We start from the raw sequence: 23,799 nt of genomic DNA, 5'->3' as shown, positions 1-23,799 counted from the left end.
CGCCTTTCCCCGGCGCCGCTCCGCAGATATTGCGTGCGCGCGCCTCCCCGGGAGGTCTCGTCCACCTCCCAAAACGTGAGAGGACGTTAACCGGGGCGTCCAGCAGTACGCGCACTGAAATCGGTCACAAAGTCGTCACGATCACCTCAAGCGCACCTTAATTCGGCGTTAGACCAGCGAAAACGCGATGCCGTCGAGGATGTCGTGCTCGCTGCACACGAGCGTGCGAATTCCCGCGCGATTCTCCAGTTCGTCGGCAATCGCACGCAGTACCACCGCTCCACCGCAGATCACATCCACTCGACCGGGGTGCATGGGTCCCAGCGAGGCACGCTCATCATGCGTCATGGAGAGGATACGGTCGGTGATTTCACGAACATTGTCAAGTGTGATGCGGCTGAGGTGAATATCGTCGCTGTTGTACACCTCCAGCCCCTGGACCAGGGCTGACAATGTCGTAACGGTGCCGGCGACGCCGATCCACGTCTTCGTCTTCTCCACTGGAACGACTTCGAATGCTTCTTTGATCGCCGCACGCGCAAACGCTTCCGCCTGTGCGATTTCGTCCTCGGTGGGCGGATCGGACTTGATGAACCGCTCCGTCAGCCGCACGCAGCCGATGTCCATCGACCTCGCGGCCTCCACGTCCGATCCCGTCCCGAGGACGAACTCGGTGCTGCCACCACCCAGATCGGTGACGAGGAAGGGTCCCTCGTCCGGGTCGAGGTCGGCCACCGCGCCGAGGTAGGAGAGCCTCGCCTCCTCGTCCCCGGTGATCACCTCGGCGGGCGCGCCGAGGATCTGCTCGGTCATGCCGAAGAACTCGTCGCGGTTGCTCGCGTCACGCGTCGCACTCGTGGCGACCATCCGTGCGACCTCCACGCCCTTGCGTTGCATCGTGCGCGCGTAGTCGAGGAGGGCCTGCCGGGTGCGTTCGATGGCGTCGGGGTGCAGCCGCCCGGTCGCGTCCACGCCCTGCCCGAGCCGGACGATCTTCATCTCGCGGTGGACGTCCCGCAGCCACGCCGTGCCGTCGTCGCGCTTGGTCACGTCGGCGATCAGCAGCCGGATCGAGTTGGTTCCGCAGTCGATGGCCGCTACGCGCGACATGATCACTCCTCAGTGGTTCCGGTGTTCCCCGGCAAGCATCGCGTACACGAAGCAGTCGGCCCACTCGCCCTTGAAGATCGTGTGGTGCCGCAGGTGCGCCTCCCTGCGCATGCCCAGGCGTTCCATCAACCGCCACGACGGCTCGTTGCGCACATCGCACTCGGCGACGATCCGGTGCAGGCCGAACTCCTCGAAGCCGATCTTGAGCATCGCCTCGGTGGCCTCGCGCGCGTAGCCCCTGCCCCGGAAGGCCGGGTGGAAGATGTAGCCGATCTCGCCCTGCCGGTGCTCCTCGCTCCGCAGGCTGAAGTCGACCTCGCCGATGACGCGGCCGTCGAGCGTGACAGCGGTGGTCAGCCACTGGCCGTCTTCGGTGATCTCGCGCAGGGCGATCCACTTCGCCAGGTTCTCCTCGGCCTCCGCGCGGGTGTACGGCTCGCTGAAGAGGTAGCGGTTGACCTCGGGAAGGCCTCGGTAGGCGACGACGTCGTCGAGATCGCCCGGCTGGAAGGGGCGCAGCAGCAGGCGGGCAGTCGTGATCGGGTAGTCAGGCCTGAGCACGCGCGTACTCCTCTTCCAGGAGTGCGTAGACGAACAGGTCGCCCCACTCGCCCTTGAAGATCTCCAGCTCCCGGAAGTGGGCTTCGCGTCTCATGCCCAGCCGTTCCATCAGCCGCCACGACGGAACGTTGCGCGGGTCGCACTCGGCGACGATGCGGTGCAGGCCGAGGCCGTTGAAGCCGAGTTCGAGCATCTTGCGCGCGCCCTCGGTCGCGTAGCCGTGGCCGTGGAACTCGGGGTTGAGGCTGTAGCCGATCTCGCCCTGCCGGTCGGACTCGCTGCGCCACTTGAGGACGGCGCTGCCGATGACCCTGCCCGCTTCCGGCAGGTGCACGGCCAGCGCGAGGCGTTGTCCCTCGGAGGTGAGCTCGTTGTCCTGCACGAGCTTGTCGAGCAGTTCCGCGCACTCCTCGCGGCTGACGGACTCGCCGTAGAGGTAGCGGAAGACGTCCGGGCGCGAGCGGTAGGCGTAGAAGTCGTCGAGGTCGCTCGGCTGGAAGGGGCGCAGGAGCAGCCGGCTGGTCATGATCGGGTAGTCGAGACGCACACGCGCACCCTGCCAAGGAACGCGCGCCGTGCCACCCGATTTACGGCTGCTGGTCGCGGCGGCGGGTCAGGTAGGCGATCTCCGCGGTGTTGCCCGCCAGTGCGATGGCCCTGTCGTAGGCGTCGCGCGACTCCTGGCCGCGGCCGAGCCGGCGCAGCAGGTCGGCGCGGGTGACGTGGAACGCGTGGTAGCCGGCCAGCGCGTCCTCCAGGCGGTTCACGGCTGCCAGTGCCACGTCCGGTCCGTCCAGCTCCGCGAGCGCGATGGCCCGGTTGAGCAGGACGACCGGGGACGGGTCGACGTGGACCAGCTGGTCGTAGAGGGCGAGGACCTGGGACCAGTCGGTGTCGTGCATGTGGCGGGCCGAGGTGTGCACGGCGTTGATCGCGGCGAGGATCTGGTAGCGGCCAGGGGCCTCCCCTGCGGCGAGGCGTTCGCGCACGAGCCGGTGGCCTTCGGCGATCAGTGCCGTGTCCCAGGCTCCCCGGTCCTGGTGGGCCAGCGCGACGAGCTCACCGGCCGCGACCCGTGCGGGACGGCGGGCCTCGGTCAGGAGCATCAGCGCCAGCAGGCCGGCCACCTCACCGTCGTCCGGCAGGAGTGTGCGGATCAGGCGGGTCAGCCGGATCGCCTCGGCGGTCAGGTCCGATCGGATGGGGTCCGTGTCGGGGCCGGTCGCCAGGTAGCCCTCGTTGAACACGAGGTAGAGGACGGCGAGCACGCCGGAGACGCGCGCCGGGAGATCGGCCGCGGCCGGTACCCGGTACGGGATGCGGGCCGCCTTGATCTTGGCCTTCGCGCGGGTGATGCGCCGGCCCAGGGCACTTTCCGCCACCAGGAAGCCGCGGGCGATCTCGGGCACGGTCAGGCCGCCGACCATGCGGAGCGTCAGGGCCACGCGGGCTTCCACCGCCAGCGCGGGGTGGCAGCAGGTGAAGATCAGCCGCAGCCGGTCGTCGTCGATGGCGCCGAGAAGCTCTGGCGGGTCGTCGTCGAACACCATCCGAGCCTCCTCGTGCTTGTAGTCGCGCTTGTTCTCGCGCCGGATCCGGTCGATGGCCTTGCGGGTGGCGGTGGTGGTCAGCCAGGCGCCGGGGCTGGGCGGCACGCCGTCGGCAGGCCACCGCTCGACGGCGGTCGCGAACGCCTCGGCGGCCGCCTCCTCAGCGATGTCGAGATCACCGAACCGCCTGGTCAGGGCAGCGACGACCCGTGCCCACTCCTCGCGGTGGACACGGGTGACGACCTCGTCGACGCTGCTCACCGGAACGGCCGCACCTCGACCTTGCGGTTGCAGCTCCTCGACCCCTCCGCGGCGAGAGCGAGCGCCACGTCGAGATCGGCCGCCTCGATGATCCAGAAGCCGCCGAGGTACTCCTTCGACTCCAGGAAGGGTCCGTCGGTGATCATCGATTCGCCGCCGCGGTTGTCGATGACGGTGGCCGCGGCAGGAGAAGCGAGGCCGCCGGCGAAGACCCAGTGCCCCTCGCTCTGGAGCCGTTCGTTGAACACGTCGATCGCCGCGTGCTCCTCGGGAGTGGCCTCGGTGGGACCGTCGAAGATCACGGAAACCAGGTACTGCATCGTGTGGCTCATCTCCCCGTGCGTCAGTTTCCCGGGTACTGCGGGCGCCCGGCCGTTCGGAAGACCTGGTTCGTCACGCCCTTCGAGTCCACTCGCGACTCGACCAGTTCGAGCAGCAGGTCCGGGCCGTTCCGCGGGAACAACCGCTCGCCCTGGCCGAGCACCACGGGAACGACGGTCAGGATCATCTCGTCGACCAGCCCGTGCTCCAGCAGCCGGCGCACCAGGGTGCCGCTGCCGTGCACCTGCAGTTCGCCACCGGGCTTGGCCTTCAGCTCCGCGACGGCGGCGGCGAGGTCGCCGGGCAGAACGCTGGTGCCCGGCCAAGCCGGATCGGTCAACGTCGTCGACGCCACGTACTTGGGTCGCGAGTTCAGCGCCTGGTGGACGGGCTCCCAGCCAGGAACGTCCCGCTCCGACCACGAACCCCACGATTCGAGGAACAGCTCGTAGGTCCGCCGCCCGAACAGGAACGCGTCGGCGCGCCGGTAGACCTCGTTGATGAACGCCACGGTGTCGGCGTCACCCCTGCCCAACGTCCACCCGCCGCGCTCGAAACCGTTCCTGCGGTCTTCCTCCGACGCGCCGCCGTTTCCCTGCATCACGCCGTCGATGGTCACGTGGGTCACGGTCGTCAGCTTCATGATCGGGGCTCCTCGTGCCTTGGCGCCGCCCCTCGTGAGCGACCCTCACCCCTGCTACGAACGCCGGCGACCCGATCGGACAACCCGCCGGACTTATTCGAAGGTCTTTTTGACGAGGTTGAGGAACGCCAACCACGCCTGCCTCGACACGGGGAGGCGGGTGGCCGGGGCCTTGCTGTCGCGGATGCCGATGCCGTGCCCGATCTCCACGCAGTCGCTCGCCTCGGGGCTGTAGCTGCTCTTACGCCACTCGGACATTCGGCACGCCTCCTCAGACAAGCAAGGTTGTGATCAACCTCCTTGATTCTTCCGCACCCAAGGCCTCCTGATCCAACCGCTTCAACACGTCGGAGTAGCTGTCCAGCGATTCCTTGTCCTCGAGGAAGAGTCCTGAGTTCTGGCTCTCGATGAAGACGACAGGCTCGAACCTGTCGAAGTTGAGCTGGGTGAACGAGCCGGACATGCCCGCGTGCGCGCCGATGGCGATCGGCACGATCCGGAAGGTGATGTACTGCCGCACCAGCATCACGTGGATGTGCGTGAGCTGTGCCCGCATCACCTCCTGACCGCCGACAGGCAGCCGAAGCGCTTGCTCGTGGACGTAGTAGACGAATTCCCGGCCCGGCCTCAGGATCGACTGCCGATCGAGCTTCGCCCGGATCAGCGCATCGATGTCGGCAGGCTTGATCTTGGCCGACTTCTCGCTCGCCGCTCGGATGTAACTCGCGATCTGGAGGTGGCCGGGCACGAGGTTCATCGACCACACGGTGATCTTGCTGGAGAGGCGTTCCTGAGTGATGAGCGAGTGCACCTGGTCCGGTACGCCGTCCTCGGGGAACAGCAACCAGCCCTTCTCGCGCGACTCCCGGTAGAGCGTGACCAGGCGGTCGACCTCCGTGTAGGGGACGCGGCAGTAGGAGAGCAGCCGGATCAGCTCGACCTCGGTGATGCCGCCCTTGCCGTTCACCGCGTCGGACATCTTGGCTTCCTGCCAGTCCAGCAGTTCGGCGAGTCTGCGTTGGGTCATGCCGCTCTGTTCGATGGCGTCGCGGACGCCCTGACCGAACTCCCGGCCCACCACGCTCGAGTTGCGCTTCGGCATGCGGACGAAGCTAGGAGACGAACTCCCCTTCACTCCAACGTTTCTGCCCGAATCGCCCCGAACGAAGTACGAGTTGGAATCGTTCCAACCCGACACGCCGGGCTAGCTCGCCGTACTCGTGACCAAGCTCTGCGACGTGGGGGCGGCCGGGCTGCTGGCGCTGCTGCTGCCGCTGCCGGTCGAGGACGACGACTGCTGCGGCGGAGTCGACGGCTCCGTCTGCGGCGGGTTGGTCACCGTGGTCGTCGTGGTCGTGGTCGTCGTGGTCGTGGTGGTGGTCGTCGGCGGCGTCGTGGTCGTCGTCGTGCACGAGGACGGCGGCGTCGTCGTCGTGGTCGTCGACGTGGTGGACGAGGTGGTGCCCGTCGTCGTGGTCGGGCAGTTCGCCGGAGGCGTCGTCGTGGTGGTCGTGCTGGTGGTGGTCGTCGTCGGGTCCGTGGTCGGGTTGCCGGTGTTCCCGTTGCCGTTGTTCGGCGGGTTACCGGTGTTCGGGTTGCCCGGCTGCGGGTTCTGCTGGTTGTTGCCGTTGTCCGGCAGCAGGGGCAGCGTGTCGACGTTCTCGCTGTAGTTCTTGGCCCACTGCAGGACCTTCGCCACGTACGCCTGGGAGTTGTTGTAGCGGAAGACGGCCTTCGCCCGGTCTGCCTGCTTGGTCAGGTCGCCGCCACCCGAGCAGAGGTAGCGGCCGGCGCCCAGGGCGGCGTCGTAGATGTTGTTCGGGTTGACGTTGCCGTCGTCGTTCAGGTCGCCGCCGAAGCTCGCCCACGTCGCTGGGATGAACTGCATCGGGCCGACCGCTCGGTCCCAGGTCGTGTCGCCGTCCAGGCGGCCGCCGTCGGTGTCGCGGATCGCGGCCATGCCAGGGGCGCCGTTGAGGACCGGGCCGAGGATCTTGGGGGTGGCGTCGCCGACGGCGTTCACGCGGCCGTTGCTGGCGTGGTTCGACTCGACCTTGCCGATGCCCGCGAGCAACGCCCAGTCGAGGTTGCAGCCCGGAACGAGTTCGGCCATCTTGTCCTCGGCGCGGAGGTAGGCCTCCACCATCACGCCCGGGATGTCATGGACGCCGGGGACGTCGTCGAGCAGGCTGCCGTCGTCGTCGAACTCGCCGTCGTCGAGTTCGCCGTCCTCGATGTCGGCGAGCAGCGCGGCGCTCAGTTCCTCGGACAGCGGCAGGCGGCCGGTGGCGCCCAGCTCGGACGGGTCGCGGTGCAGGGCGCCGAAGACGTCGGCGGGGCCTAACGAGACAGCGATGTCATCGTGCTTCGCGAGGTTGACCCAGTCGACGAGCTTGGTGCCGACGATCATCGCGGGGGCGAGCATCGCAGCCAGCGCGGCGACGGCGAAGCCCTTTTGCCTAGGACTCAACGCCGACGGACCACGCAGTTTGGCCATTGCCACGAATACTCACCTCTCGTGTGTCATCGCGGCTCGCCGTCCTGCCATTACGGCGAATGCCCCAGTCGGTGACCTGTTCCACCCTGCCCCACAACGAAGCCTAGGTGTACCCAAGACGGAGTGAAGCGTGTGTTCGGTTCCGTTGACCGTTAACTGGCCGAACATTCACCTGCGGGCCACAGGCCCTGCTCGCCCAAGATCGCCAGCGCCTCGTCGCCCATGGGGTTGACCCCGGGCCCCTTCGCGAGGGCGTGCGCGACGTGCACGTGCAGGCACTTGACGCGGACCGGCATGCCGCCCGCGGTGACCTGGGTGCCCAGCGACTCGATGGCGTCGCGCTCCGCGAGGTACGACTCGTGCGCGCGCTGGTAGGCGGCCGCGAGTTCCGCGTCCGTGGCCAGGCGCTCCTGCTGCTCCTTCATCAGCCCGCCGCCTTCGAGCGTGCTGACCAGGGAGTTCAGCTTGGGGCAGGTCAGGTAGTACAGCGTCGGGAACGGCGTCCCGTCGGGCAGCCGCGGCGCCGTCTGCACGACGTTCGGGTGCCCGCTGGGGCACCGCGAGGCGATCGCACGTGTCCCGCGCGGCGTGCGGCCGAGCTGCTGAGCGACCGTTTCCAGGTCAGCAGCACTTACTTGTGCGTCACCGATTCCCACAGTTCCTCGTACCAGGACCCTTCTGCCGCCTGCTTGCCCGACGGCCTCTCCGTCTCCGTGTTGCGACTCTCGTCACCCGGCAGTTGCACGATGTAGGGCGTCTCGCCGGGCCGCACCCAGTGCAGCCGCTTGCGCGCCTCGATCTCCACGTACGCCGGGTCCTGCAGCTCCGACTTGCGCTTCTCCAGCGCGGCGACCGTCTCGCGCAACTTCTGCTGCTCGGCGCCCACGTCACGCAACTCGTCGCGCTGCGAGAGGTAGGTCCGCAACGGGACCGCGATGCTCAGCGCCAGTGCGCACAGCACCATCGCGAACATCGCGGCCCGTCGCGTACCGGTCATCCCGAACGCGCCACCCGTGCCCTCACTGCGCCGCGACGGCGCCTTGGGACGGGGTGGCTTGCGCGCGCGTGCGGGCCTCGCCTCCCGCTCTTCGCGGGGGCGGCGGGGACGACGCGCGCGCTCGGCCATGCCTTACAGCCTCTCAGCTCTCCGGCGTGTAGCGCGGGAACGCGAGCTCGCCCGCGTAACGCGCCGCGTCGCCGAGGCTCTCCTCGATGCGCAGGAGCTGGTTGTACTTCGCGGTGCGCTCACCACGGGCCGGGGCACCGGTCTTGATCTGGCCGGCGCCGGTCGCGACGGCGAGGTCGGCGATGGTCGTGTCCTCGGTCTCGCCCGAGCGGTGCGACATCATCGACTTGTAGCCGTACGACGTGGCCAGCGAGACCGCGTCGAGCGTCTCGGACAGCGTGCCGATCTGGTTGACCTTCACCAGCAGCGCGTTCGCGGCGCGGCGGGAGATGCCCTCCTCCAGGCGCTCCGGGTTCGTGACGAACAGGTCGTCGCCGACGATCTGGACCTTCTCGCCCAACTCGGCGGTCATCTGGACCCAGCCGTCCCAGTCGTCCTCGGACAGCGGGTCCTCGATGGACACCATCGGGTAGTCGCGGACCAGCTCGGAGTAGTAGCCGATCATCTGCTCGGCGGACCGCTTGTTCTTCTCGAACGTGTAGGCACCGTCGGAGAAGAACTCCGTGGCGGCCACGTCGAGCGCGAGCGCGATGTCGCGGCCCGCCCGGTAACCGGCCTTCTCGATGGCCTCGAGGATCAGGTCGAGCGCGTCGCGGTTGCTGCCGAGGGACGGCGCGAAGCCACCCTCGTCACCCAGACCCGTCGCGAGACCCTTGCTCTTCAGCACGGACTTCAGCGCGTGGTAGACCTCGGTGCCCCAGCGCAGACCCTCGCGGAACGTCTCCGCGCCGATCGGCGCGATCATGAACTCCTGGATGTCCACCTCGGTGTCGGCGTGCGAGCCACCGTTAAGGATGTTCAGCATCGGCACCGGCAGCACGTGCGCGTTCGGCCCGCCGATGTAGCGGAACAGCTCCAGGCCGGAGCTCGTCGCCGCCGCCTTCGCGACCGCGAGGCTCACGCCGAGGATCGCGTTGGCGCCGAGACGCCCCTTGTCCGGCGTGCCGTCCAGGTCCACGAGCTTCTGGTCCACGATGCGCTGCTCGACGGCCTCGATGCCGACCAGCTCGGGACCGATCTCGTCGAGCACCGCGGTGACCGCGCGCTCGACGCCCTTGCCCAGGTACCGCTTGGCGTCGCCGTCCCGCAGCTCCACCGCCTCGTGCTCACCGGTCGAAGCACCCGACGGAACAGCCGCACGCTCCAGCGTGCCGTCGTCCAGCGCCACCTCGACCTCGACGGTGGGGTTGCCGCGCGAGTCCAGGATCTCGCGTGCTCCGACCTGTTCGATGACCGCCACTTGCGCTCCCTGTTTCTCCTGCGTCTCGTCTCGCGACGAGCCTACTTGGGCCAGGTGACCGGCCGGGGCTCGACACCGTCAGATCACAGTGGGCCCGCCACGCCTGTCTACTGAATCGTGCCAGACGCTCTACGTGCTGCCTATAGCGCTCAGCCGACCTCGGCCAGTCCTCGCCGCGCGCCGCGCCACCTCAGGCAGGTGCTGCCTCGCCGTCGGCTCGTCGCCGGACGCGACCCGGAGCCCGACGACGAGGTCCCCGCGCACGAGGAAGGCCTCACAACCCCACACGGGGGGCGAGATCTCGGTGAAGCTGGAGCAGAACGCGTACGAGCCTTCGACGCCCTCGAGCTCGGGCAGTTCGACGTCGGCCTTGACCTCTCGCTCCGGCTTGCCGATCCCGTCGACCCACGTCCGGCAGGATCGAGCCTTGTCCCGCACCGCGCCCAGGACGTGCTGCGCATCGACACCCACCAGCCCCGACACGATCTGATTGATGATCACGGGCCCCGACCACGTCCGGACGCGCGAGGTGGTGACACCGGAGTCGACCTTCACCCCCTGACACACCCGGCTGAGATCGCCGTCGGTGGCGACGGGCTCGGCGGTGAACTTCGGCTTGTCCGACTCGAACCGGCCACCGATGTCGTCGAAGGTCTCCGGCGGCACCAGGGCCGCTTTCACCTTCACGTCGATCGTCTTCACCAGTTCCGGCGTCGAAACCGGCGGCGAGAAGGGCACCGTGAGCACCGGGTCGGTCGCGGTGGGCGTGCAGGCCGTCAGCGCGATCGCGCACACGGCAATCAGAAATCTCATCGGTCTCGTTCCCCCAGGAACGCTCAGGCTAGACGAACCGGCAGGTGCTTCACGCCGTTCTGGAAGTTCGACCGCAACCGGCTGACCTCCCCGTCGAGCTCCAGCACCCCCGGCAGGTCCAGCACCGCGTCGAACACGGCCCGCATCTGCGTCCGCGCCAGCTGCGCACCCAGGCAGAAGTGCGGTCCGTGCCCGAAGCTCAGGTGGTCGGCCTCCCGCCGTCCCACGTCGAACCGGTGCGGCTCGGTGAACACGCGCTCGTCCCGGTTGGCGGAGGAGAACCACACGACGACCTTGTCCCCCGCCCTGATCTCCTGTCCTGACAACGAAGTGTCCTGCACGCACGTGCGGCGGAAGTGCATGACGGGCGTCCACCAGCGCAACATCTCTTCCACCGCAACGGGAAGCAGCGAACGGTCGGCGCGCAGGCGCTCGTACTGGTCCGGGTGTTCAAGGAGGGCGATCATGCCGCCGGGGATGCCGTTGCGGAGGGTTTCGTTGCCTGCCACGGAGAACAGCCAGAAGAGGTTCTCGAACTCCTCCAGCGAGATGTCCTCCCGCATGAGATTGCTCAGGACGTCTTCGGAGGGGTGATCGCGCTTGTACGCCCCCAGCGCGTGCGCGTAGGCGTAGAGGTCGGGCATGCCGTCGCGGGCGCGTGGATCGCGGCCGTCGTCGGGGCGGAGCTCCAGCGCGGCGAGGGCCATGTCGGTCATGCCGGCGGTGGAGCTGGACGACAGGGCGTAGTCGGGGTCCTGGAAGCCGATCACGCGGTTGCTCCAGTCGTAGAGCAGCGCTCTGTCCTGGCGCGGAACGCCGAAGACGTCGGCCAGGGTCAGCAGCGGGAGGTCTGCGACGTCGGCCGCGAAGTCACCGGACAGGCCGGCGACGATCTCGCGGGCGTTCGCGCGGATGCGGTCTTCCAGCCGGGCGACGGCGCGGGGCGTGAAAGCCCTGGTCAGCATGCGGCGCAACCGCGAGTGCTCAGGAGGGTCCTGGTTGAGCATCATGCGCTGGACGTACTTCAGGTCGTCCGGCCGCGGGTCGCGGATCTGGGTGGCGCCGCGGTGCGAGGAGAAGACGGAAGGTGTCTTCAGCACCGTTCGGACGTCCTCGTGGCGGAAGATCGCCCAGAAGTCGTCGATGCGCACCACGTCCTTCTCACGCAGCCGGCTTAGTGCGTCGTGCGGGACTCCCGAGGTATACGTGTCCGGGTCGACGATGAGGTCGGCATCGGTCCTGGGCATAGAACGGATTCTGACGTGCTTCATGTCGAACGTGGTGGGAACGGGCCGTTGCTGGTGCTGCTGCACGGGCTGGGCGCTACCGGCGAGGTGTGGCACGACGTCGTGCAGGACTGGCCCGGCAGCTGGCTGGTGCCCGATCTTCCTGGTCACGGGCGGAGCGCGCGGATCGACCGGTACTCGTTCGGCTCGTTCGCGGCCGCCGTGGCGGAGGAGATCCCGCGTGAGCCGGTGACGGTCATCGGGCACTCGCTGGGCGGCGTGGTCGGGCTGGCGCTGGCGAGCGGGTGGTTCGGGGTCGAGGTGACCACGTGCGTCGGCGTCGGGATCAAGGTGCGGTGGACCGACGAGGAGCTGCAGAAGGCGGCCGCGCTCGCCGCCAAGCCCGGGAAGGTCTTCGGCACCGAGGAGGAGGCGGTCGAGCGGGCGTCGAAGATGGCGGGCGTGCGACTGGCGCACGGCGTGTCCGAAGTGGACGGCGGATGGACACCTTCGCTGGACATGAGGGCCTTCGGCGTGGGCCGGCCGGACATGGCCGGACTGATCATGGCCGCGCAGGCCCACGTCGTGCTGGCGGCGGGTGAGAACGACCCGATGAGCCCCCAGGAGCACCTGCGGGAGCTGGTGCCCGAGCCGGTGATGTTCCCCGGCGCGGGCCACAACGTGCACGTCGAGTCGCCCTCGTCCCTGCAGGCCGTGCTGGCTCAGCCCGCGACGTAGCCGCCGTCGGCCGTGATCACCGAGCCCGTGATGAAGCTGGCCTTCTCGGAGGCCAGGAACAGCACGGCCTCGGCGATCTCGTCGGGCTGGCCGACGCGCTGGAGGGGGAGGTCCTTCGCGATCGCGTCGAACACCTCACCGGCTTCCGCCAGGGCCTTGTCGGTGGCGACCGGGCCGGGCGCCACGGAGTTCACGCGGACGCCGGCGGGGCCGAACTCGACGGCCCACGAGCGGGTCAGCGCGTCCATCGCGGCCTTGGAGGCGTTGTAGACGGAGCCGACCGGCGTACCGACCACGGCGGCGATCGACGAGACGTTGACGATCGAGCCCTTGCCCTTGGCGACCATCGCCGGGGCGAGGGCGGCGGTGAGGAAGTAGGTGCCGCGGACGTTGACGTCGAACACCTGCTGGAAGCCGTCGACGGACTGCTCGGGCGTCGGCGAGAACGGGAAGATGCCGGCGTTGTTCACGAGCACGTCGACCTCGCCGACCTCCTCGGCGAGCTTGCGGACGTCGTCGACGCTGGCGACGTCCGAGACGATGAAGTGCCCGGTGCCGCCGGCCTGCTCGATCAGCGCGACGGTCTCCTTGCCGAGCTCCGCGCGGCGACCGGTGAGGTAGACGGTGGCCCCCGCCTCCGCGAGCTTGACCGCGATGGAGCGGCCGATGCCGGAGGTGGCGCCGGTGACGAGTGCCTTCTTGCCTGCGAGTTCCTTGGTTGACATGTCTTCCAACTTGCCGACGCCGGATCGTCAGACCATAAATTCCGGATGAATCAGCTGGTCAGCACTGGTGTCCGCCACCCGAAGTACATCCGCACGAACCGCGGCAACCGGTACCGGCCGAGCACCAGCGGTTCGATCAGGTGCACGTCGGCGAGCGACTCCAGCGCGTACTCGATCGCGCCGGGGTCGGCGCCGGACATCTCCGCCGCCTCGCACACGTCGATCACGTCCGCGTCGCGGCCGGCGAAGCACCGCAGCAGGTGGCGTTCCTGCTCGGTGAGCTGCTGCTCCGCCTTGATCATCGGCGCCAGCACGGCCATGCAGTCCGACGGGATGGCGTCGCCGAGCCGCGTCTCGCGCTTCATCTGGGACAGCAGCATCCCCACGGTCCAGTTCGGGCGGCCGGTGAGCTTGCCGCCCAGCACGCGGATGGGGTTCGGCAGGTAGGAGATGCGCGACAGCACCTCGTTCGTGACGTCCGCCTCGGCGTCGACCCTGGCGGGGTCGAGGACCTTGCGGAAGAGCTGGTTCGCATCGGCCTCGGTCAGTCCGGCGACCTTCACCCAGGTCACGCTGGGCAGCTCGTTCCACCTGCGCACGCTCGTCAGGATCATGGCAGAGCCGGGCGTGTGGAGCTCCGCGATCTGGGCGGGGTCGTGGACGTCGTCGACGACGATCAGGAACCGCCTGCCGCGCGCCTTCTCCCGCCACAGCGCGGCTTTGTCGCCGTGGGGGTTCTCGACGCCGACCGCGCGCAGCAACTCGTTGGCGACGTCCTTGCCCCGGACGAAGATCTGCCCGTCGGGGTAGCCGTGCTTGGCGAGATGCGCGACGTGGGTGGCCAGCGCGGTCTTGCCGCTGCCGTGCATGCCGGTGATGCCGACGGTGCGCGGGAGGGTCCGCAGCGCCAGCGCGATCTCGTCCGTGCGGCCGGTGAAGTCGGGCAGGCCGGGCGGCAGCTGCTCGGGCCGGCGCGTCAGGTTCAGCTCGCCCCGGAGGATCTGCGCGTGCACCTCGCGCAGCTCGGGCCCCGGTTCGAGGCCGAGCTGCTCGTTCAGGAGGGCGCGGGCCTGATGGAACTGCTCCAACGCGTCGGCCTGCCTGCCGTCGCGGTAGAGGGCCTGCATGAGCAGAGCGCGCGTCCGTTCCCGGAGCGGGAAGGCGGCGACGTGCTTCTGCAGCTCGAGGACGTCCATCTCGCGTTCGAGCAGGGCTTCGCGGCACTGCAACCGCTCGTTGCCGATCCTGACCCGCTGAGCCTCGAAGTAGGTGCTGGTCAGGCCCTCGAGCGGCTCGTCACGGCAGTCGTCGAAGATCTCGGCCCGCAGCGTGTAGCCACCGTCCTTGGACTTGAGGTCCAGTTCGGGCAGCAGCTTGCGGATCTTGTACATGTACGTCCGCAGCGCCATGACCGCGCTCGGCGTCGGGTCGTCCCAGACCATGCCGATCAGCTGGTCGTTGCTCAGCCGGATGCCGTTGTTCAGCAGCAGAGCCGCCAGGACCGCCCGTTGTTGCCGCGGGCCCAGATCGATCTCCTCGTCGTCGCGCCAGGCTCGTACCGGACCCATCAGTGAGAAGCGCAGGCTCATGCAACGTGACAACGCCCGCGGGCATTCCTCGCTTCCCGTCTCACGAACTGGTCGGCAACGGGCGCGGCTCGATCACCTGCTTCATCACGATCGTCGAGGTCAGCCCGCGCACTCCGGGCAGCTTCGCGAGCGTCTCCTCGTACAGCCGCTGGTACGACGCGAGATCCGCGGTGACCACGCGCAGCAGGTAGTCGGGGCTGCCGAACAACCGTTGCGCCTCCACGACGTTCGGCACGTCGACCAGGGCGCGGTCGAACTCGGCCATGGCGTCCAGGCGCACCTTGGCGAAGACGAGGGCCTCGAAACCGAACCCGAGCGCCGCCGCGTCCACCACCGCCCGGTAGCCGCGGATGACGCCGTCGCGTTCCAGCTCGCGCAGGCGGCGCTGGCAGCGCGAGATGCTGAGTTGCACGCGCTGTGCCAGGTCGGTGACGGTGATCCGTCCGTCGCGCTGCAGTTCAGCAAGAATCTTGCGGTCCACGGCGTCCATGAGCAAAGAACGCAAACACCTTGCCCGTGGGTTCCCCTAGCTTTTGCCCCATGAGCAGCGCGAATCCGTTACGTCAGCTGACCCTGGACCAACTGAGGCGCCGCACCAGCATGAAATGGCGGTACTACCCCGAGGACGTGCTGCCCGTGTGGGTGGCCGAGATGGACGTCCCGCTCGCCGAACCCGTCGCCGAGGCGATCATCGACGCCGTGCGGCGGGGCGACACCGGCTATCCCAACGGAACCGCCTACGCCGAGGCGCTGGCCGGGTTCGCGAAGCGGCGTTGGGGCTGGGAGCCCGCCGTCGAACGCACGGCGATCGTGCCGGACGTGATGCTGGGCGTGGTCGAGATGTTCCGGCTGGTCTCGCACCGGGACGCGCCCGTCGTCGTCAACTGCCCGGTCTACCCGCCCTTCTACCAGTTCGTCGAGTCGCTGGGACGCCAGGCGGTCGAGGCGCCGCTGGGCGCGGACGCGCGGATCGACTTCGCCGCGCTCGAAGCGGCGTTCGTGCGGGCGGGCCGGGGCGCGGTGTACCTGCTGTGCAACCCGCAGAACCCGACCGGCACCGTGCACACCGCCGCCGAACTGGAAGAGGTCGCGCGGCTGTCCCGAGTGCACGGCATCCGCGTGGTGGCGGACGAGATCCACGCACCCCTCACGACCGCGGGCTTCGTGCCGTACCTCAGCGTCGCGGACGACGGGCTGTCGTTGATGTCCGCGTCGAAGGCGTGGAACCTCGCCGGCCTCAAGGCCGCGCTCGCCATCGCCGGGCCCGACTCCGCCGACGACCTGAAGAGGCTGCCCGAAGAGGTGGGCCACGGCCCGAGCCACGTCGGGATCCTCGCCCACACCGCCGCGTACGCCGAGAGCGTCGACTGGCTGGACGCCCTGCTGGAGGGCCTGCGGGAGAACCGGGAACTGCTCACCGGCCTGCTCGCCGAGCACCTCCCCGCCGTCCGCTACTCCCCCGGCCAGGGCACCTACCTCGCCTGGCTGGACTGCCGCGAACTCGGTGACGACCCGGCCAGGACGTTCCTCAAGCGGGGCAGGGTCGCGCTGAACTCCGGGATCCCGTTCGGCACCGGCGGCGCCGGTTTCGTCCGGATGAACCTGGCGACCTCGCCGGAGATCATCACCGAGGCCGTCCACCGGATGACCGAGGCATGGCACGAAAAGCCCGCTCCGCGACCGTCCGGCTGGTAGTGGGTGTTCCGTGTCCGAATTGGACCTGTGCAGGCCGCCGACCTGCTGCTCGTCGGCGTCTGTGCCCGGGTTCGGCGCGGCACGGCCACTCATTCGAGTTCTGTCGCCCGGACGGCAGTCGAAGAACCGGCAGACGGTAGGTAACGTTGATCGAATGACGGACGGCACCTTCGAAGCATTTCGGAAGGCCGAGGCGTTGATGGCACAGCGCAGGCCTCTCGACGCGCTGCGTGAACTGAAGCAGGTGCTGGACGAGGCCGGCGAGGCGCCGTCCGTGCAGCTGCTGGCCGGCCGCGCCTACCTCGGGTCCGCGCAGCTCAACAGGGCCGAAGAGGCGTTCCGCAAGGTCCTCGACCTCGATCCGAGCGATCACTACGCGCGTTTCGCGCTCGGCAGGACGCTGCAACGGCAGAACCGCCTCCCCGAGGCGCTCGCCCAGCTCCGGATGGCGGTCGCGATGAACCCGTCACCGGAGTACCAGGAAGCGCTCGGAGAGGTCAAAGCCCGGCTCGCCCTGGGAAACTGATCACCGGAACGGAATCCCGCCTACTCCGTCCCGACGGCACCGCGAAGTGCCCGAATCGGTTGTGCCGCACGTACTCCATCGTCTGATCCTTTGTGCACAACACCCGCCCTCCACAGTCAGATTCATTCCGATGACGAAATCAACTGCTGAACCGATCCGGGCGCATATCTTCTGCCTACCTCGACGAATCAGGCAGTCTTGTTCACCATAAAGCTCACTCGACCTTCCAGGCACCATCATCGGGTTCCATCACGCTTAACCCGGTCGCCACTGGCGCGAAGCACGTAGCCTGGGTTCCGTGGTCCCGCCGCCCGCAGTCCAGGAACCCGCCCGCCGCAACCGCTCCGGCAACATCTTCGGCCGCATCGTCCTGGTGCTGCTGCTGATAGTCGTGGTCGCAGCAGGCGCCTGGGGCCTGGGCGCCCTGAACCGCAGGGACGCGGCCCCCTTGAGCCCACCCCCGTTCCCGGTCCCGCTACAGCAGGTAGAACCGGGCGCAGCGGCCCCGGGCAGCGCCGCCTCCCCAGGCACCACGGCAACCGCCAACCCGCTGGCCGAATGGGCAACGCGAGTGGCGTCGAAGACCGACATCCCACCCCGAGCCCTGCACGCCTACGCACAAGCGGACCTGACGATGCAACAAGAGGCCCCGGCCTGCCGCATCAGCTGGGCAACGCTCGCGGGCATCGGCCGGATCGAGTCGCACCACGGCAACATCAACGGCGCCCGCCTGCAGGAAAACGGCCTGCCGTCCCGCCCGATCATCGGCATCCCCCTGGACGGCGGCCCAGGCGTGAAAGCAATCAGGGACACCGACGGCGGCCGCCTGGACGGCGACACCACCTGGGATCGCGCGGTGGGCCCGATGCAGTTCATCCCGGGCACCTGGAACCGCTGGGCGAAACGAGCGGCAGGCGACGGCCTACCGGCAGACCCGCAGAACATCGACGACGCCGCCCTGACAGCGGCCCGCTACCTCTGCGGCGGCGGAGCGCGAGACCTGGGCACCGGCCAGGGCTGGTGGGCGGCCGTACTCGCGTACAACAACTCGGTGGAGTACGGCCAAAACGTGTTCAGCGGCGCCGACGCCTACGCACGGGCAAGCATCCCGCAATAGCGCACCCAGTGACGGCCGATCGCATGCGATGCCGAAGGCGAGCCGTCCTTACCATGCGGTCAGGGTGGGGGTGGTCCCGTCACGAGTCGCGCCATAGCTCCTGCTGTATGGCCCGCTCTCGGCTCGGCTCGTGACCACCCCACCACCGCCACTCTCAAAGCAACGCAACCGAACGCCCGCAGCCCAACCACCTACGAACTCAAAACAGGAGAAACCAACGAAACCGAAACCAGAACCTCGCCCCGCTCAGAGCCAGGCAACGACCGCTCAACAGGAGGCTCAGCCGGCGAGGAAACCGGCGGCGTGACAACAGGCGGAACCGGATCCTCAGCCCGAGGCGCAGACGCAGGCGGAGCCTCGACAGTCGACTCAGCGGGAGGAGCAGGCTCCACACTGGACACAACAGCAGAACTCGTAACCACAGGCGAAGAAGCCGAACCAGAAGGCAACACAGGCTCTTCCGCGCCAGGCTCCCCAGGCCCCCCAGGCTCATTCCGCCCAACAGCCCCAGGCTTGGCAGAAACCCGAACAGTCTCCGTGACGGTAGTCCCGACCACCCGAGTCTGCGTGGCCGTACGAGCAGTCCGAACCTCCCGAGCCGCCCCCTGCACCACCACGGTCTCAGTAACCGTGGACAACGCAGCCCCAGTCTCGAAAGGCTCAGTCCACCACTGAGAAGTAGGCCGGGAAGGCGGAGGCGCGGCCAGCGGCGCCTCCGAAGGCGATCCCGTCAGCGCGATCAACGCGAACATGCCGCCCAGCGCCAGGAACGGCACGACGACCACGGCCCCGAAGCATCCACGGCCACTGCGCGGCTCTTCACGATGACTCATCTCCAGCACACCCCCGAACGGTGAGAACTGTTCCACTTGGTCAATCGTCCACATGGAACAGTCCGTCACAGTTCTTTAGTCACACGATGGGGTGTTCATGCCAGCGGCGGCAACTCCGGAGCGTGAGCGGCTGGCGAAGATGAAAGTGTTTCCAGGGCCAGCGACACGGCTTTCTCCAGCTGCGGGTCGCGGCCGGACACGCGGTCGGCAGGCGTCATGACGACCTCGATGTCGGGGTCGACGCCGTAGTTCTCGACGGCCCACCCGTGGCCCTTGAAGTACGACGCGTACCTCGGCTGGGTAACCATCGTGCCGTCGACCAGCGAGTACATCATGTCGATGCCGATGACGCCGCCCCACGTGCGCATTCCCACGACGGGGCCGATCCCGAGCTCCTTGATGGCCACGTTGACGATGTCGCCGTCGGAACCGGCGTACTCGTCGGCCACCGCCACGACAGGGCCGCGCGGCGCGTCCTGCGGGTAGGACTCGGACGCCGTGTACCCGCGGGCGACCGACCAGCCGATGACCTTGCGGCCGAGCTTCTCGATCACCAGCTGCGAGGTGTGGCCGCCGCCGTTCTCGCGGACGTCCAGGACCAGTGCCTCGCGAGTCAGCTCGACGCGCAGGTCGCGGTGCAGCTGCGCCCAGCCGGCGCCCATCATGTCGGGCACGTGCAGGTAGCCCACACGGCCGCCGGACTTCTCGTGCGTGAACGCACGGCGGTTGGCGACCCAGTCGTGGTACCGCAGGGGCTCCTCATCGGCCAGAGGCACCACCACGACCCGACGCAGCTCGCCACCACCACCGGGCCGCACGGTCAGCTCGACGGGCTTCCCCGCGGTCCCGACCAGCAACGGACCGGGGCCGGCCAGACCGACCGGACGACCGTCGACGGCCACAAGGGCATCGCCCGCGCGCACGGCCACGCCAGGCGCGCACAGCGGCGAACGGGCGTGCGGGTCGGACGTCTCGCCGGGAATCACGCGCTCGACGATCCAGTCCGAACCGGAGCGGACCAGGTCGGCGCCCAGCAGGCCCTGACGACGGGACGCGGGCACGTGCGGTGCCGAGCCCCAGACGTAGGCGTGCGAGGTGCCCAGTTCGCCCTGCACCTCCCACAGCAGGTCGACCAGGTCGTCGTGGCTGCCCACCTCGGCCACCAGCGGCCGGTAGCGGTCGAGTTCGCCCTGCCAGTCGACGCCGCCCATGTCGGTGCGCCAGAAGTGGTCGCGCATGAGACGCCCGTTCTCGGCGTACATCTGTGCCCACTCCAGCGCGGGGTCGACGACGACCCGCACGCGGGCGAGGTCGATCTCCACGTAGTCGGCCGAGTCCTCGTCGGCCTTGCTGTCCGTCGGCACGACCCGCAGGTCACCGCGGTCCTCGACGAGCATCCGCTTGCCGTCGCCGGACACCGCAAACGCTTCCGCGCTGTCCGCCAGGCACTCGGTCTTCCGCTTGCCGAAGTCGTAGCGCTCCAGCACGGTCCGCGGCGGGCGCGCCTCGGGTGACGCCAGGTTGTCGCCCAGCACCCCGAGCAACGGCCGGCGCAGCCACAGCAGACCACCGCGAGCCGCCTTCAACGACACGTAGTCGGCGGCCGCGACGGGCACCGGCACGACGCGGTCGGCGAGGCCTTCGAGGTCGACCTTCGTCACCGGGGCCTTGTCGTCGTCGTCCTCCGAGTCCTTGTCCTCGTCACCGACCGGGCGCCCGCCGTGCATCGGGGCGAACGGCGACGGCGTGGTGGCGGCCAGCGGCACGAGGTGCGGGCGGCAGCCGGTCGGGAACGACAGGTCGAACACGTGCGCGTCGTAGACCGGGTCGAACGTCCGGATCGACAGGAACGCCAGGTACTTGCCGTCCTCGGTGAACGTCGGCGCGAAGTCGGCGAACCGCAGCGGCGTCACGTCCACAACGGACAGATCCGCCGCGTTCACCATCTTGATGTGCCGCAACGGGGTCGGGCCGGGGTGCGACCAGGCCAGCCAGGCGGAGTCCGGCGAGAACGCGAGATGCGTGACGTGCGCGTTCGCCCCGCGGACGACCTCGCGCACCTCACCGGAACTGATGTCCACCAACAACAAGCGGCCGTCGTGCGTGGCAACGGCGACCCGTGCACCGTCAGGCGCGGCAGCCAACGACATGACGCGCCCCAACGCACCAGAAGCGATGCGACGAGCGGTGTTGCCCGGCTCGACGCCGCCGACGGGCGCGATCTCCAGCGCCTCCTCGCCCTCGACGTCGGTCACCCACACGACGTGACCGGTCTCGCCGAGCACCTTCGGCAGCCGTGCCCGGACGTCGGAACGGTCGGCCAGCACCCGGACCGGGCCGTCGCGATGCGTCACCCAGTGCACGGAGCCGCGGACCTCGACGGCCGACGCGCGGCCGGTGTGGTCGACGCTGAACGACTCGACGTTGCCGGAAGCCTTGACGTGGCGCGGTTGCAGGCCGGTGCGCGGGCCGCCGAGCTTGATGTCGAGCTTGCGCAGGTCCTCCAGGCCGTCGAGCAGCCACAGCTCGCCGGCCTGGTGGAAGATCACCCGCGAACCGTCGGTGGAGGCGTTGCGCGCGTAGAACTCGCCCTCCGAGTGGCGGCGCAGATCGGTGCCGTCCGGCAGCACCGAGTACACGCTGCCGACGCCCTCGTGGTCGGAGAGGAACACGATCCGCCCGTCGACCCACATCGGGTTCGACAGCGTCGACTTGAGCTCGGACAGGATCCGGGTGAAGTCACCGGAGCCGTCGGCGTCGACCCACAGCTTGCCCGCCGTGCCGCCGCGGTACCGCTTCCACATCGACGGTTCCTGCATGTAGCTGGACGACGTGACGACCTGGCCGTCCGGGCCGAAGGACACGTCGTTGACCCAGCCGTACGGCAGCACCTCGGACGGTCCGCCGTCCAGCGGAACGGCGTGCGCCCGCTTGCGGTTGCGCGACATCTGACCGGTGGTCGACACCGCCAGCACTCGCCCGTCCGGTGTCCACCCGGACACGGCCGTCCGGGCCACGCCCCAGTGCGTCAACCGGCGTGCCGGGCCACCGTCCACAGGCGCCACGCGCACTTCCGGAGCGCCGTCGATCACGCTGGCCCACGCCAGATGTGTGCCGTCGGGCGAAAAACGAGGTGTACGGGCCGGAACCTGATCAGCGGACGCGCGCCAGGCCCTTCCTCCGTCGACGGGCGCGAGCCACACGTCGTCCTCGGCCACGAAGGTCACCAAGTCACCGCGAAGGTGCGGATACCGCAGGTAAGTCACGAGATCGACGTTAGCCCACGCTCACCGTTTCAGGAGGGCAAAAAACGCCGCCAGTCCTCAGCCGCAAGAGAATCAAGACCTTCGGCCCGTGCCTTGGCCTCCGCCTCGCGCACGTTCGCGGCGAATCGGCGGCAGACCTGGCGCAGTTCCGTCTCCGGGTCCTCGCCCGCGAGCTTCGCCAGCGCGGTCACGGCGAACAACGTCGTGCCCGTGTCGTCGCCCTCCGGCAGCAGGTCGACGGGGAAGCCCGCGCGTTTGGTGCGCTGCACCAGCTTCGCGGCCAGCGCGACGGCCGGCTGACCCAGCGCGACACCGTCCACACTGGACTCGCGCTGCTTCTCGGCCTGCTTGAGCTCCTCCCAGCGGTGCTGCTGCGAGGTCGCGTCGTGCACGGCCGGGTCGTTGCCCTCGAACACGTGCGGGTGCCGGCCGACGAGCTTCGCGACCAGCTCGGACGCGACGGCGTCGATGTCGAACGGGTCCTCGGTGGCCTCGGCCGCGACACGCGCGTGGAACAGCACCTGCAGGAGCACGTCGCCGAGCTCCTCGCGCATAGCCGCGCGGTCGCCGTCCTCGATCGCCTCCAGCAGCTCGAAGGTCTCCTCGACGAGGTACTGGCGCAACGAGTCGTGCGTCTGCTCGGCGTCCCACGGACATCCGCCGGGCGAGCGCAGCCGGTGCATGACCGCGGCCGCGTCGAGCAGCCCCGCACCCAGCGGCTCCGGCGTCGCGATCACGTGAGCGTCCGGGTACGCGTCGGCCGAGGTGGTGATCACCACCGCGCCGGCCTCGACGACGGCGGGCGCGGGCCCGTCGACACCCAGCTCCGACCAGAACTCCACGGGCACGCCCTCGCCCGCGTAGACGGCCTCGGCCTTGCGCAACGCGGGCAGGGCGGCGGCGGGCAGCACGGCGCCCAGCCGCTCGCTCAGAACGACGACGGTGATCAAGACTTGTTCTTGACCGCCGGCACGCCGACGAAACCGGCCCTCTCACCGGCGTTGCCGACGACCTGCGCGTTGGTCGGGTCCCACACGCCGTAGCGCGGGTTGACCTCGATGTTCAGGTCCGCGGTCAGGAACTGCGCGATCCGCAGGCCGAACGCGGCGAGCAGCTGCGGGTCGATGCGCTCGATCAGGTCTTCTTCGCCCGGCGTCGGCGAGACCTTGTTGCGCTCCTTGACCAGCGCGACCATCCAGCTGGACTGCTGCTCGTCGGCCGGGAAGGCGACGACGGTGCCGGGCTTCACACCCCACAGCATCGTGTGGACCAGCGACGGGTTCTCGGTGACGCGGACCCGCTGGTTCGTCGCGGACGCCTGCTGGCCGCCGGTGGTGCGCGGGGCCTCCTGGATGAACCTCGACATCTTCGACGGGTCGGCCGTGACCTCCGCGGCCTTCTCCTTGGCAACCTTGGGGTCCTGGACCTGGAAGAAGTCGATCACGATCTCGAGCGTGGAGAGGTTGCGGCGGGCGAGCTCACCCATCACCAGCACGTCGCGCTGACGGCGGTAGATCGTGGTCTCGTCCTGCTCGCTCTGCTTGGCGGCGGCCTCGGCGCCACCCTTCTCCTTGATCGCGTCGTACACCTTGGTCTCGTCGACCGTGATGTTCTCGCGCTGCGCCGCGGTGGCCGCGAGCCGGTGGCTGATCTCGTCGGCCAGCACCAGCTTCGAGACCTGGTCGAGCTTGCCCTGGTCCTGCATCTGCTGGGCCGCGGGCTCCTTCTTGAGCACCTTCACGGTGCGGTCCTGGACGGTCTGCAGGCCGATCGCCTGGTCGCCGACGATCGCCGCCGAACTGGCCTTCGCGGGCCCGGTCGCGCATCCGGTGGCGAGGAGCGCCACAGCCACACCGACCAGCGAGAAACGCTTCAGAACAGTGCTCACGAGGATCTACCTTC

Annotated in this window: 24 protein-coding genes; 4 read left to right on the top strand and 20 right to left on the bottom strand. The window is 68.9% G+C overall.

Annotated features, from left to right (window positions below; translation table 11 throughout):
* Positions 1–168 precede the first annotated feature (168 nt).
* The 14 genes from AB0M48_RS13745 to AB0M48_RS13680 all read right to left on the bottom strand — a co-directional run bounded on the left by AB0M48_RS13745 (position 169) and on the right by AB0M48_RS13680 (position 11,429).
* Positions 169–1,110, bottom strand: coding sequence for a Ppx/GppA phosphatase family protein (locus AB0M48_RS13745; RefSeq protein WP_363840468.1), 942 nt, complete (start codon positions 1,108–1,110; stop codon positions 169–171).
* A 9-nt stretch (positions 1,111–1,119) separates the two neighbouring features.
* A complete protein-coding gene (locus AB0M48_RS13740; protein WP_363840465.1) occupies positions 1,120–1,671 on the bottom strand; it encodes a GNAT family N-acetyltransferase in 552 nt (183 codons plus the stop codon).
* Positions 1,658–2,218, bottom strand: coding sequence for a GNAT family N-acetyltransferase (locus AB0M48_RS13735; RefSeq protein ID WP_363840462.1), 561 nt, complete (start codon positions 2,216–2,218; stop codon positions 1,658–1,660). Before AB0M48_RS13735 ends, AB0M48_RS13740 begins: the two co-directional genes overlap by 14 nt.
* A gap of 40 nt (positions 2,219–2,258) precedes the next feature.
* Positions 2,259–3,482 carry a DUF6596 domain-containing protein gene (locus AB0M48_RS13730; RefSeq protein ID WP_363840459.1) on the bottom strand — a complete coding sequence of 408 codons (1,224 nt, stop codon included), beginning with the start codon at positions 3,480–3,482 and terminating at the stop codon, positions 2,259–2,261.
* Positions 3,479–3,802 carry a YciI family protein gene (locus AB0M48_RS13725; RefSeq protein WP_363840456.1) on the bottom strand — a complete coding sequence of 108 codons (324 nt, stop codon included), beginning with the start codon at positions 3,800–3,802 and terminating at the stop codon, positions 3,479–3,481. The genes AB0M48_RS13730 and AB0M48_RS13725 overlap by 4 nt, the downstream gene beginning before the upstream one ends.
* A gap of 23 nt (positions 3,803–3,825) precedes the next feature.
* Positions 3,826–4,446, bottom strand: coding sequence for a dihydrofolate reductase family protein (locus tag AB0M48_RS13720; protein WP_363840453.1), 621 nt, complete (start codon positions 4,444–4,446; stop codon positions 3,826–3,828).
* Between the two features lie 93 nt (positions 4,447–4,539).
* Positions 4,540–4,704 (bottom strand): DUF397 domain-containing protein, encoded by a 165-nt coding sequence (locus tag AB0M48_RS13715; protein WP_363840450.1) that lies wholly within the window; start codon positions 4,702–4,704, stop codon positions 4,540–4,542.
* 13 nt (positions 4,705–4,717) lie between these two features.
* A complete protein-coding gene (locus tag AB0M48_RS13710; RefSeq protein WP_363840447.1) occupies positions 4,718–5,548 on the bottom strand; it encodes a helix-turn-helix transcriptional regulator in 831 nt (276 codons plus the stop codon).
* A 102-nt stretch (positions 5,549–5,650) separates the two neighbouring features.
* The gene (locus tag AB0M48_RS13705; protein ID WP_363841306.1) at positions 5,651–6,943 is read right to left on the bottom strand and encodes a lytic transglycosylase domain-containing protein; all 1,293 of its coding nucleotides are present in this window, start codon (positions 6,941–6,943) and stop codon (positions 5,651–5,653) included.
* Between the two features lie 152 nt (positions 6,944–7,095).
* Positions 7,096–7,593, bottom strand: coding sequence for a DUF501 domain-containing protein (locus AB0M48_RS13700; RefSeq protein ID WP_030482069.1), 498 nt, complete (start codon positions 7,591–7,593; stop codon positions 7,096–7,098).
* Complete coding sequence (locus AB0M48_RS13695; protein ID WP_319989515.1) at positions 7,575–8,069, bottom strand: septum formation initiator family protein; 495 nt, start codon at positions 8,067–8,069, stop codon at positions 7,575–7,577. Before AB0M48_RS13695 ends, AB0M48_RS13700 begins: the two co-directional genes overlap by 19 nt.
* A gap of 13 nt (positions 8,070–8,082) precedes the next feature.
* Positions 8,083–9,369, bottom strand: coding sequence for a phosphopyruvate hydratase (eno, locus tag AB0M48_RS13690; RefSeq protein ID WP_030482071.1), 1,287 nt, complete (start codon positions 9,367–9,369; stop codon positions 8,083–8,085).
* Between the two features lie 129 nt (positions 9,370–9,498).
* Positions 9,499–10,182, bottom strand: a complete 684-nt coding sequence (locus AB0M48_RS13685) for a hypothetical protein (RefSeq protein ID WP_363840442.1) — start codon at positions 10,180–10,182, stop codon at positions 9,499–9,501.
* Between the two features lie 23 nt (positions 10,183–10,205).
* The gene (locus AB0M48_RS13680) at positions 10,206–11,429 is read right to left on the bottom strand and encodes a cytochrome P450 (protein ID WP_363840439.1); all 1,224 of its coding nucleotides are present in this window, start codon (positions 11,427–11,429) and stop codon (positions 10,206–10,208) included.
* A gap of 15 nt (positions 11,430–11,444) precedes the next feature.
* Here AB0M48_RS13680 and AB0M48_RS13675 point away from each other — a divergent pair, with 15 nt between their 5' ends.
* Positions 11,445–12,146: an alpha/beta hydrolase gene (locus AB0M48_RS13675; RefSeq protein ID WP_363840436.1), complete on the top strand. Its 702-nt coding sequence runs from the start codon at positions 11,445–11,447 to the stop codon at positions 12,144–12,146.
* On the opposite strand, the gene AB0M48_RS13670 is transcribed toward AB0M48_RS13675, so the two are convergent.
* From AB0M48_RS13670 to AB0M48_RS13660, 3 genes are all read right to left on the bottom strand, one after another.
* The gene (locus AB0M48_RS13670; RefSeq protein ID WP_363840433.1) at positions 12,131–12,871 is read right to left on the bottom strand and encodes an SDR family oxidoreductase; all 741 of its coding nucleotides are present in this window, start codon (positions 12,869–12,871) and stop codon (positions 12,131–12,133) included. The two genes, AB0M48_RS13675 and AB0M48_RS13670, sit on opposite strands and share 16 nt — an antisense overlap.
* Positions 12,872–12,921: 50 nt before the next feature.
* Positions 12,922–14,439 (bottom strand): BTAD domain-containing putative transcriptional regulator, encoded by a 1,518-nt coding sequence (locus tag AB0M48_RS13665; protein WP_363840430.1) that lies wholly within the window; start codon positions 14,437–14,439, stop codon positions 12,922–12,924.
* A 61-nt stretch (positions 14,440–14,500) separates the two neighbouring features.
* Positions 14,501–14,965 carry an Lrp/AsnC family transcriptional regulator gene (locus AB0M48_RS13660; RefSeq protein ID WP_363840427.1) on the bottom strand — a complete coding sequence of 155 codons (465 nt, stop codon included), beginning with the start codon at positions 14,963–14,965 and terminating at the stop codon, positions 14,501–14,503.
* A 35-nt stretch (positions 14,966–15,000) separates the two neighbouring features.
* Here AB0M48_RS13660 and AB0M48_RS13655 point away from each other — a divergent pair, with 35 nt between their 5' ends.
* The 3 genes from AB0M48_RS13655 to AB0M48_RS13645 all read left to right on the top strand — a co-directional run bounded on the left by AB0M48_RS13655 (position 15,001) and on the right by AB0M48_RS13645 (position 17,798).
* On the top strand, positions 15,001–16,155 hold the full coding sequence (locus tag AB0M48_RS13655) for a MalY/PatB family protein (protein WP_363840424.1): 1,155 nt from the start codon (positions 15,001–15,003) through the stop codon (positions 16,153–16,155).
* A gap of 154 nt (positions 16,156–16,309) precedes the next feature.
* Positions 16,310–16,681: a tetratricopeptide repeat protein gene (locus AB0M48_RS13650; protein ID WP_319989523.1), complete on the top strand. Its 372-nt coding sequence runs from the start codon at positions 16,310–16,312 to the stop codon at positions 16,679–16,681.
* Between the two features lie 298 nt (positions 16,682–16,979).
* Complete coding sequence (locus AB0M48_RS13645) at positions 16,980–17,798, top strand: lytic murein transglycosylase (RefSeq protein ID WP_363840420.1); 819 nt, start codon at positions 16,980–16,982, stop codon at positions 17,796–17,798.
* A gap of 928 nt (positions 17,799–18,726) precedes the next feature.
* Here AB0M48_RS13645 and AB0M48_RS13640 read toward each other — a convergent pair.
* The 3 genes from AB0M48_RS13640 to AB0M48_RS13630 are packed head-to-tail and all read right to left on the bottom strand — an operon-like array spanning position 18,727 to position 23,785.
* On the bottom strand, positions 18,727–21,897 hold the full coding sequence (locus AB0M48_RS13640) for a S41 family peptidase (protein WP_363840416.1): 3,171 nt from the start codon (positions 21,895–21,897) through the stop codon (positions 18,727–18,729).
* Positions 21,898–21,926: 29 nt separating this feature from the next.
* Positions 21,927–22,847: a MazG family protein gene (locus tag AB0M48_RS13635; RefSeq protein WP_363840413.1), complete on the bottom strand. Its 921-nt coding sequence runs from the start codon at positions 22,845–22,847 to the stop codon at positions 21,927–21,929.
* A complete protein-coding gene (locus AB0M48_RS13630; RefSeq protein ID WP_363840410.1) occupies positions 22,844–23,785 on the bottom strand; it encodes a hypothetical protein in 942 nt (313 codons plus the stop codon). The genes AB0M48_RS13635 and AB0M48_RS13630 overlap by 4 nt, the downstream gene beginning before the upstream one ends.
* Positions 23,786–23,799: the final 14 nt, after the last annotated feature.

The organism is Lentzea sp. NPDC051208 (assembly GCF_040682435.1).
GTDB lineage: Bacteria > Actinomycetota > Actinomycetes > Mycobacteriales > Pseudonocardiaceae > Lentzea > Lentzea kristufekii.
This window is presented reverse-complemented; position numbering and strand designations above follow the sequence as displayed.

What these genes read in the sequence shown, in the direction of transcription:
- AB0M48_RS13655 (WP_363840424.1), top strand. Translation starts at nt 15,001, where the DNA reads ATGAGCAGCGCGAATCCGTTACGTCAGCTGACCCTGGACCAACTGAGG.
- AB0M48_RS13665 (WP_363840430.1), bottom strand. Translation starts at nt 14,439, where the DNA reads ATGGGTCCGGTACGAGCCTGGCGCGACGACGAGGAGATCGATCTGGGC.
- AB0M48_RS13670 (WP_363840433.1), bottom strand. Translation starts at nt 12,871, where the DNA reads ATGTCAACCAAGGAACTCGCAGGCAAGAAGGCACTCGTCACCGGCGCC.
- AB0M48_RS13680 (WP_363840439.1), bottom strand. Translation starts at nt 11,429, where the DNA reads ATGCCCAGGACCGATGCCGACCTCATCGTCGACCCGGACACGTATACC.
- AB0M48_RS13725 (WP_363840456.1), bottom strand. Translation starts at nt 3,802, where the DNA reads ATGCAGTACCTGGTTTCCGTGATCTTCGACGGTCCCACCGAGGCCACT.
- AB0M48_RS13695 (WP_319989515.1), bottom strand. Translation starts at nt 8,069, where the DNA reads ATGGCCGAGCGCGCGCGTCGTCCCCGCCGCCCCCGCGAAGAGCGGGAG.
- AB0M48_RS13650 (WP_319989523.1), top strand. Translation starts at nt 16,310, where the DNA reads ATGACGGACGGCACCTTCGAAGCATTTCGGAAGGCCGAGGCGTTGATG.
- AB0M48_RS13685 (WP_363840442.1), bottom strand. Translation starts at nt 10,182, where the DNA reads ATGAGATTTCTGATTGCCGTGTGCGCGATCGCGCTGACGGCCTGCACG.
- AB0M48_RS13745 (WP_363840468.1), bottom strand. Translation starts at nt 1,110, where the DNA reads ATGTCGCGCGTAGCGGCCATCGACTGCGGAACCAACTCGATCCGGCTG.
- AB0M48_RS13715 (WP_363840450.1), bottom strand. Translation starts at nt 4,704, where the DNA reads ATGTCCGAGTGGCGTAAGAGCAGCTACAGCCCCGAGGCGAGCGACTGC.
- AB0M48_RS13705 (WP_363841306.1), bottom strand. Translation starts at nt 6,943, where the DNA reads ATGGCCAAACTGCGTGGTCCGTCGGCGTTGAGTCCTAGGCAAAAGGGC.
- AB0M48_RS13720 (WP_363840453.1), bottom strand. Translation starts at nt 4,446, where the DNA reads ATGAAGCTGACGACCGTGACCCACGTGACCATCGACGGCGTGATGCAG.
- AB0M48_RS13710 (WP_363840447.1), bottom strand. Translation starts at nt 5,548, where the DNA reads ATGCCGAAGCGCAACTCGAGCGTGGTGGGCCGGGAGTTCGGTCAGGGC.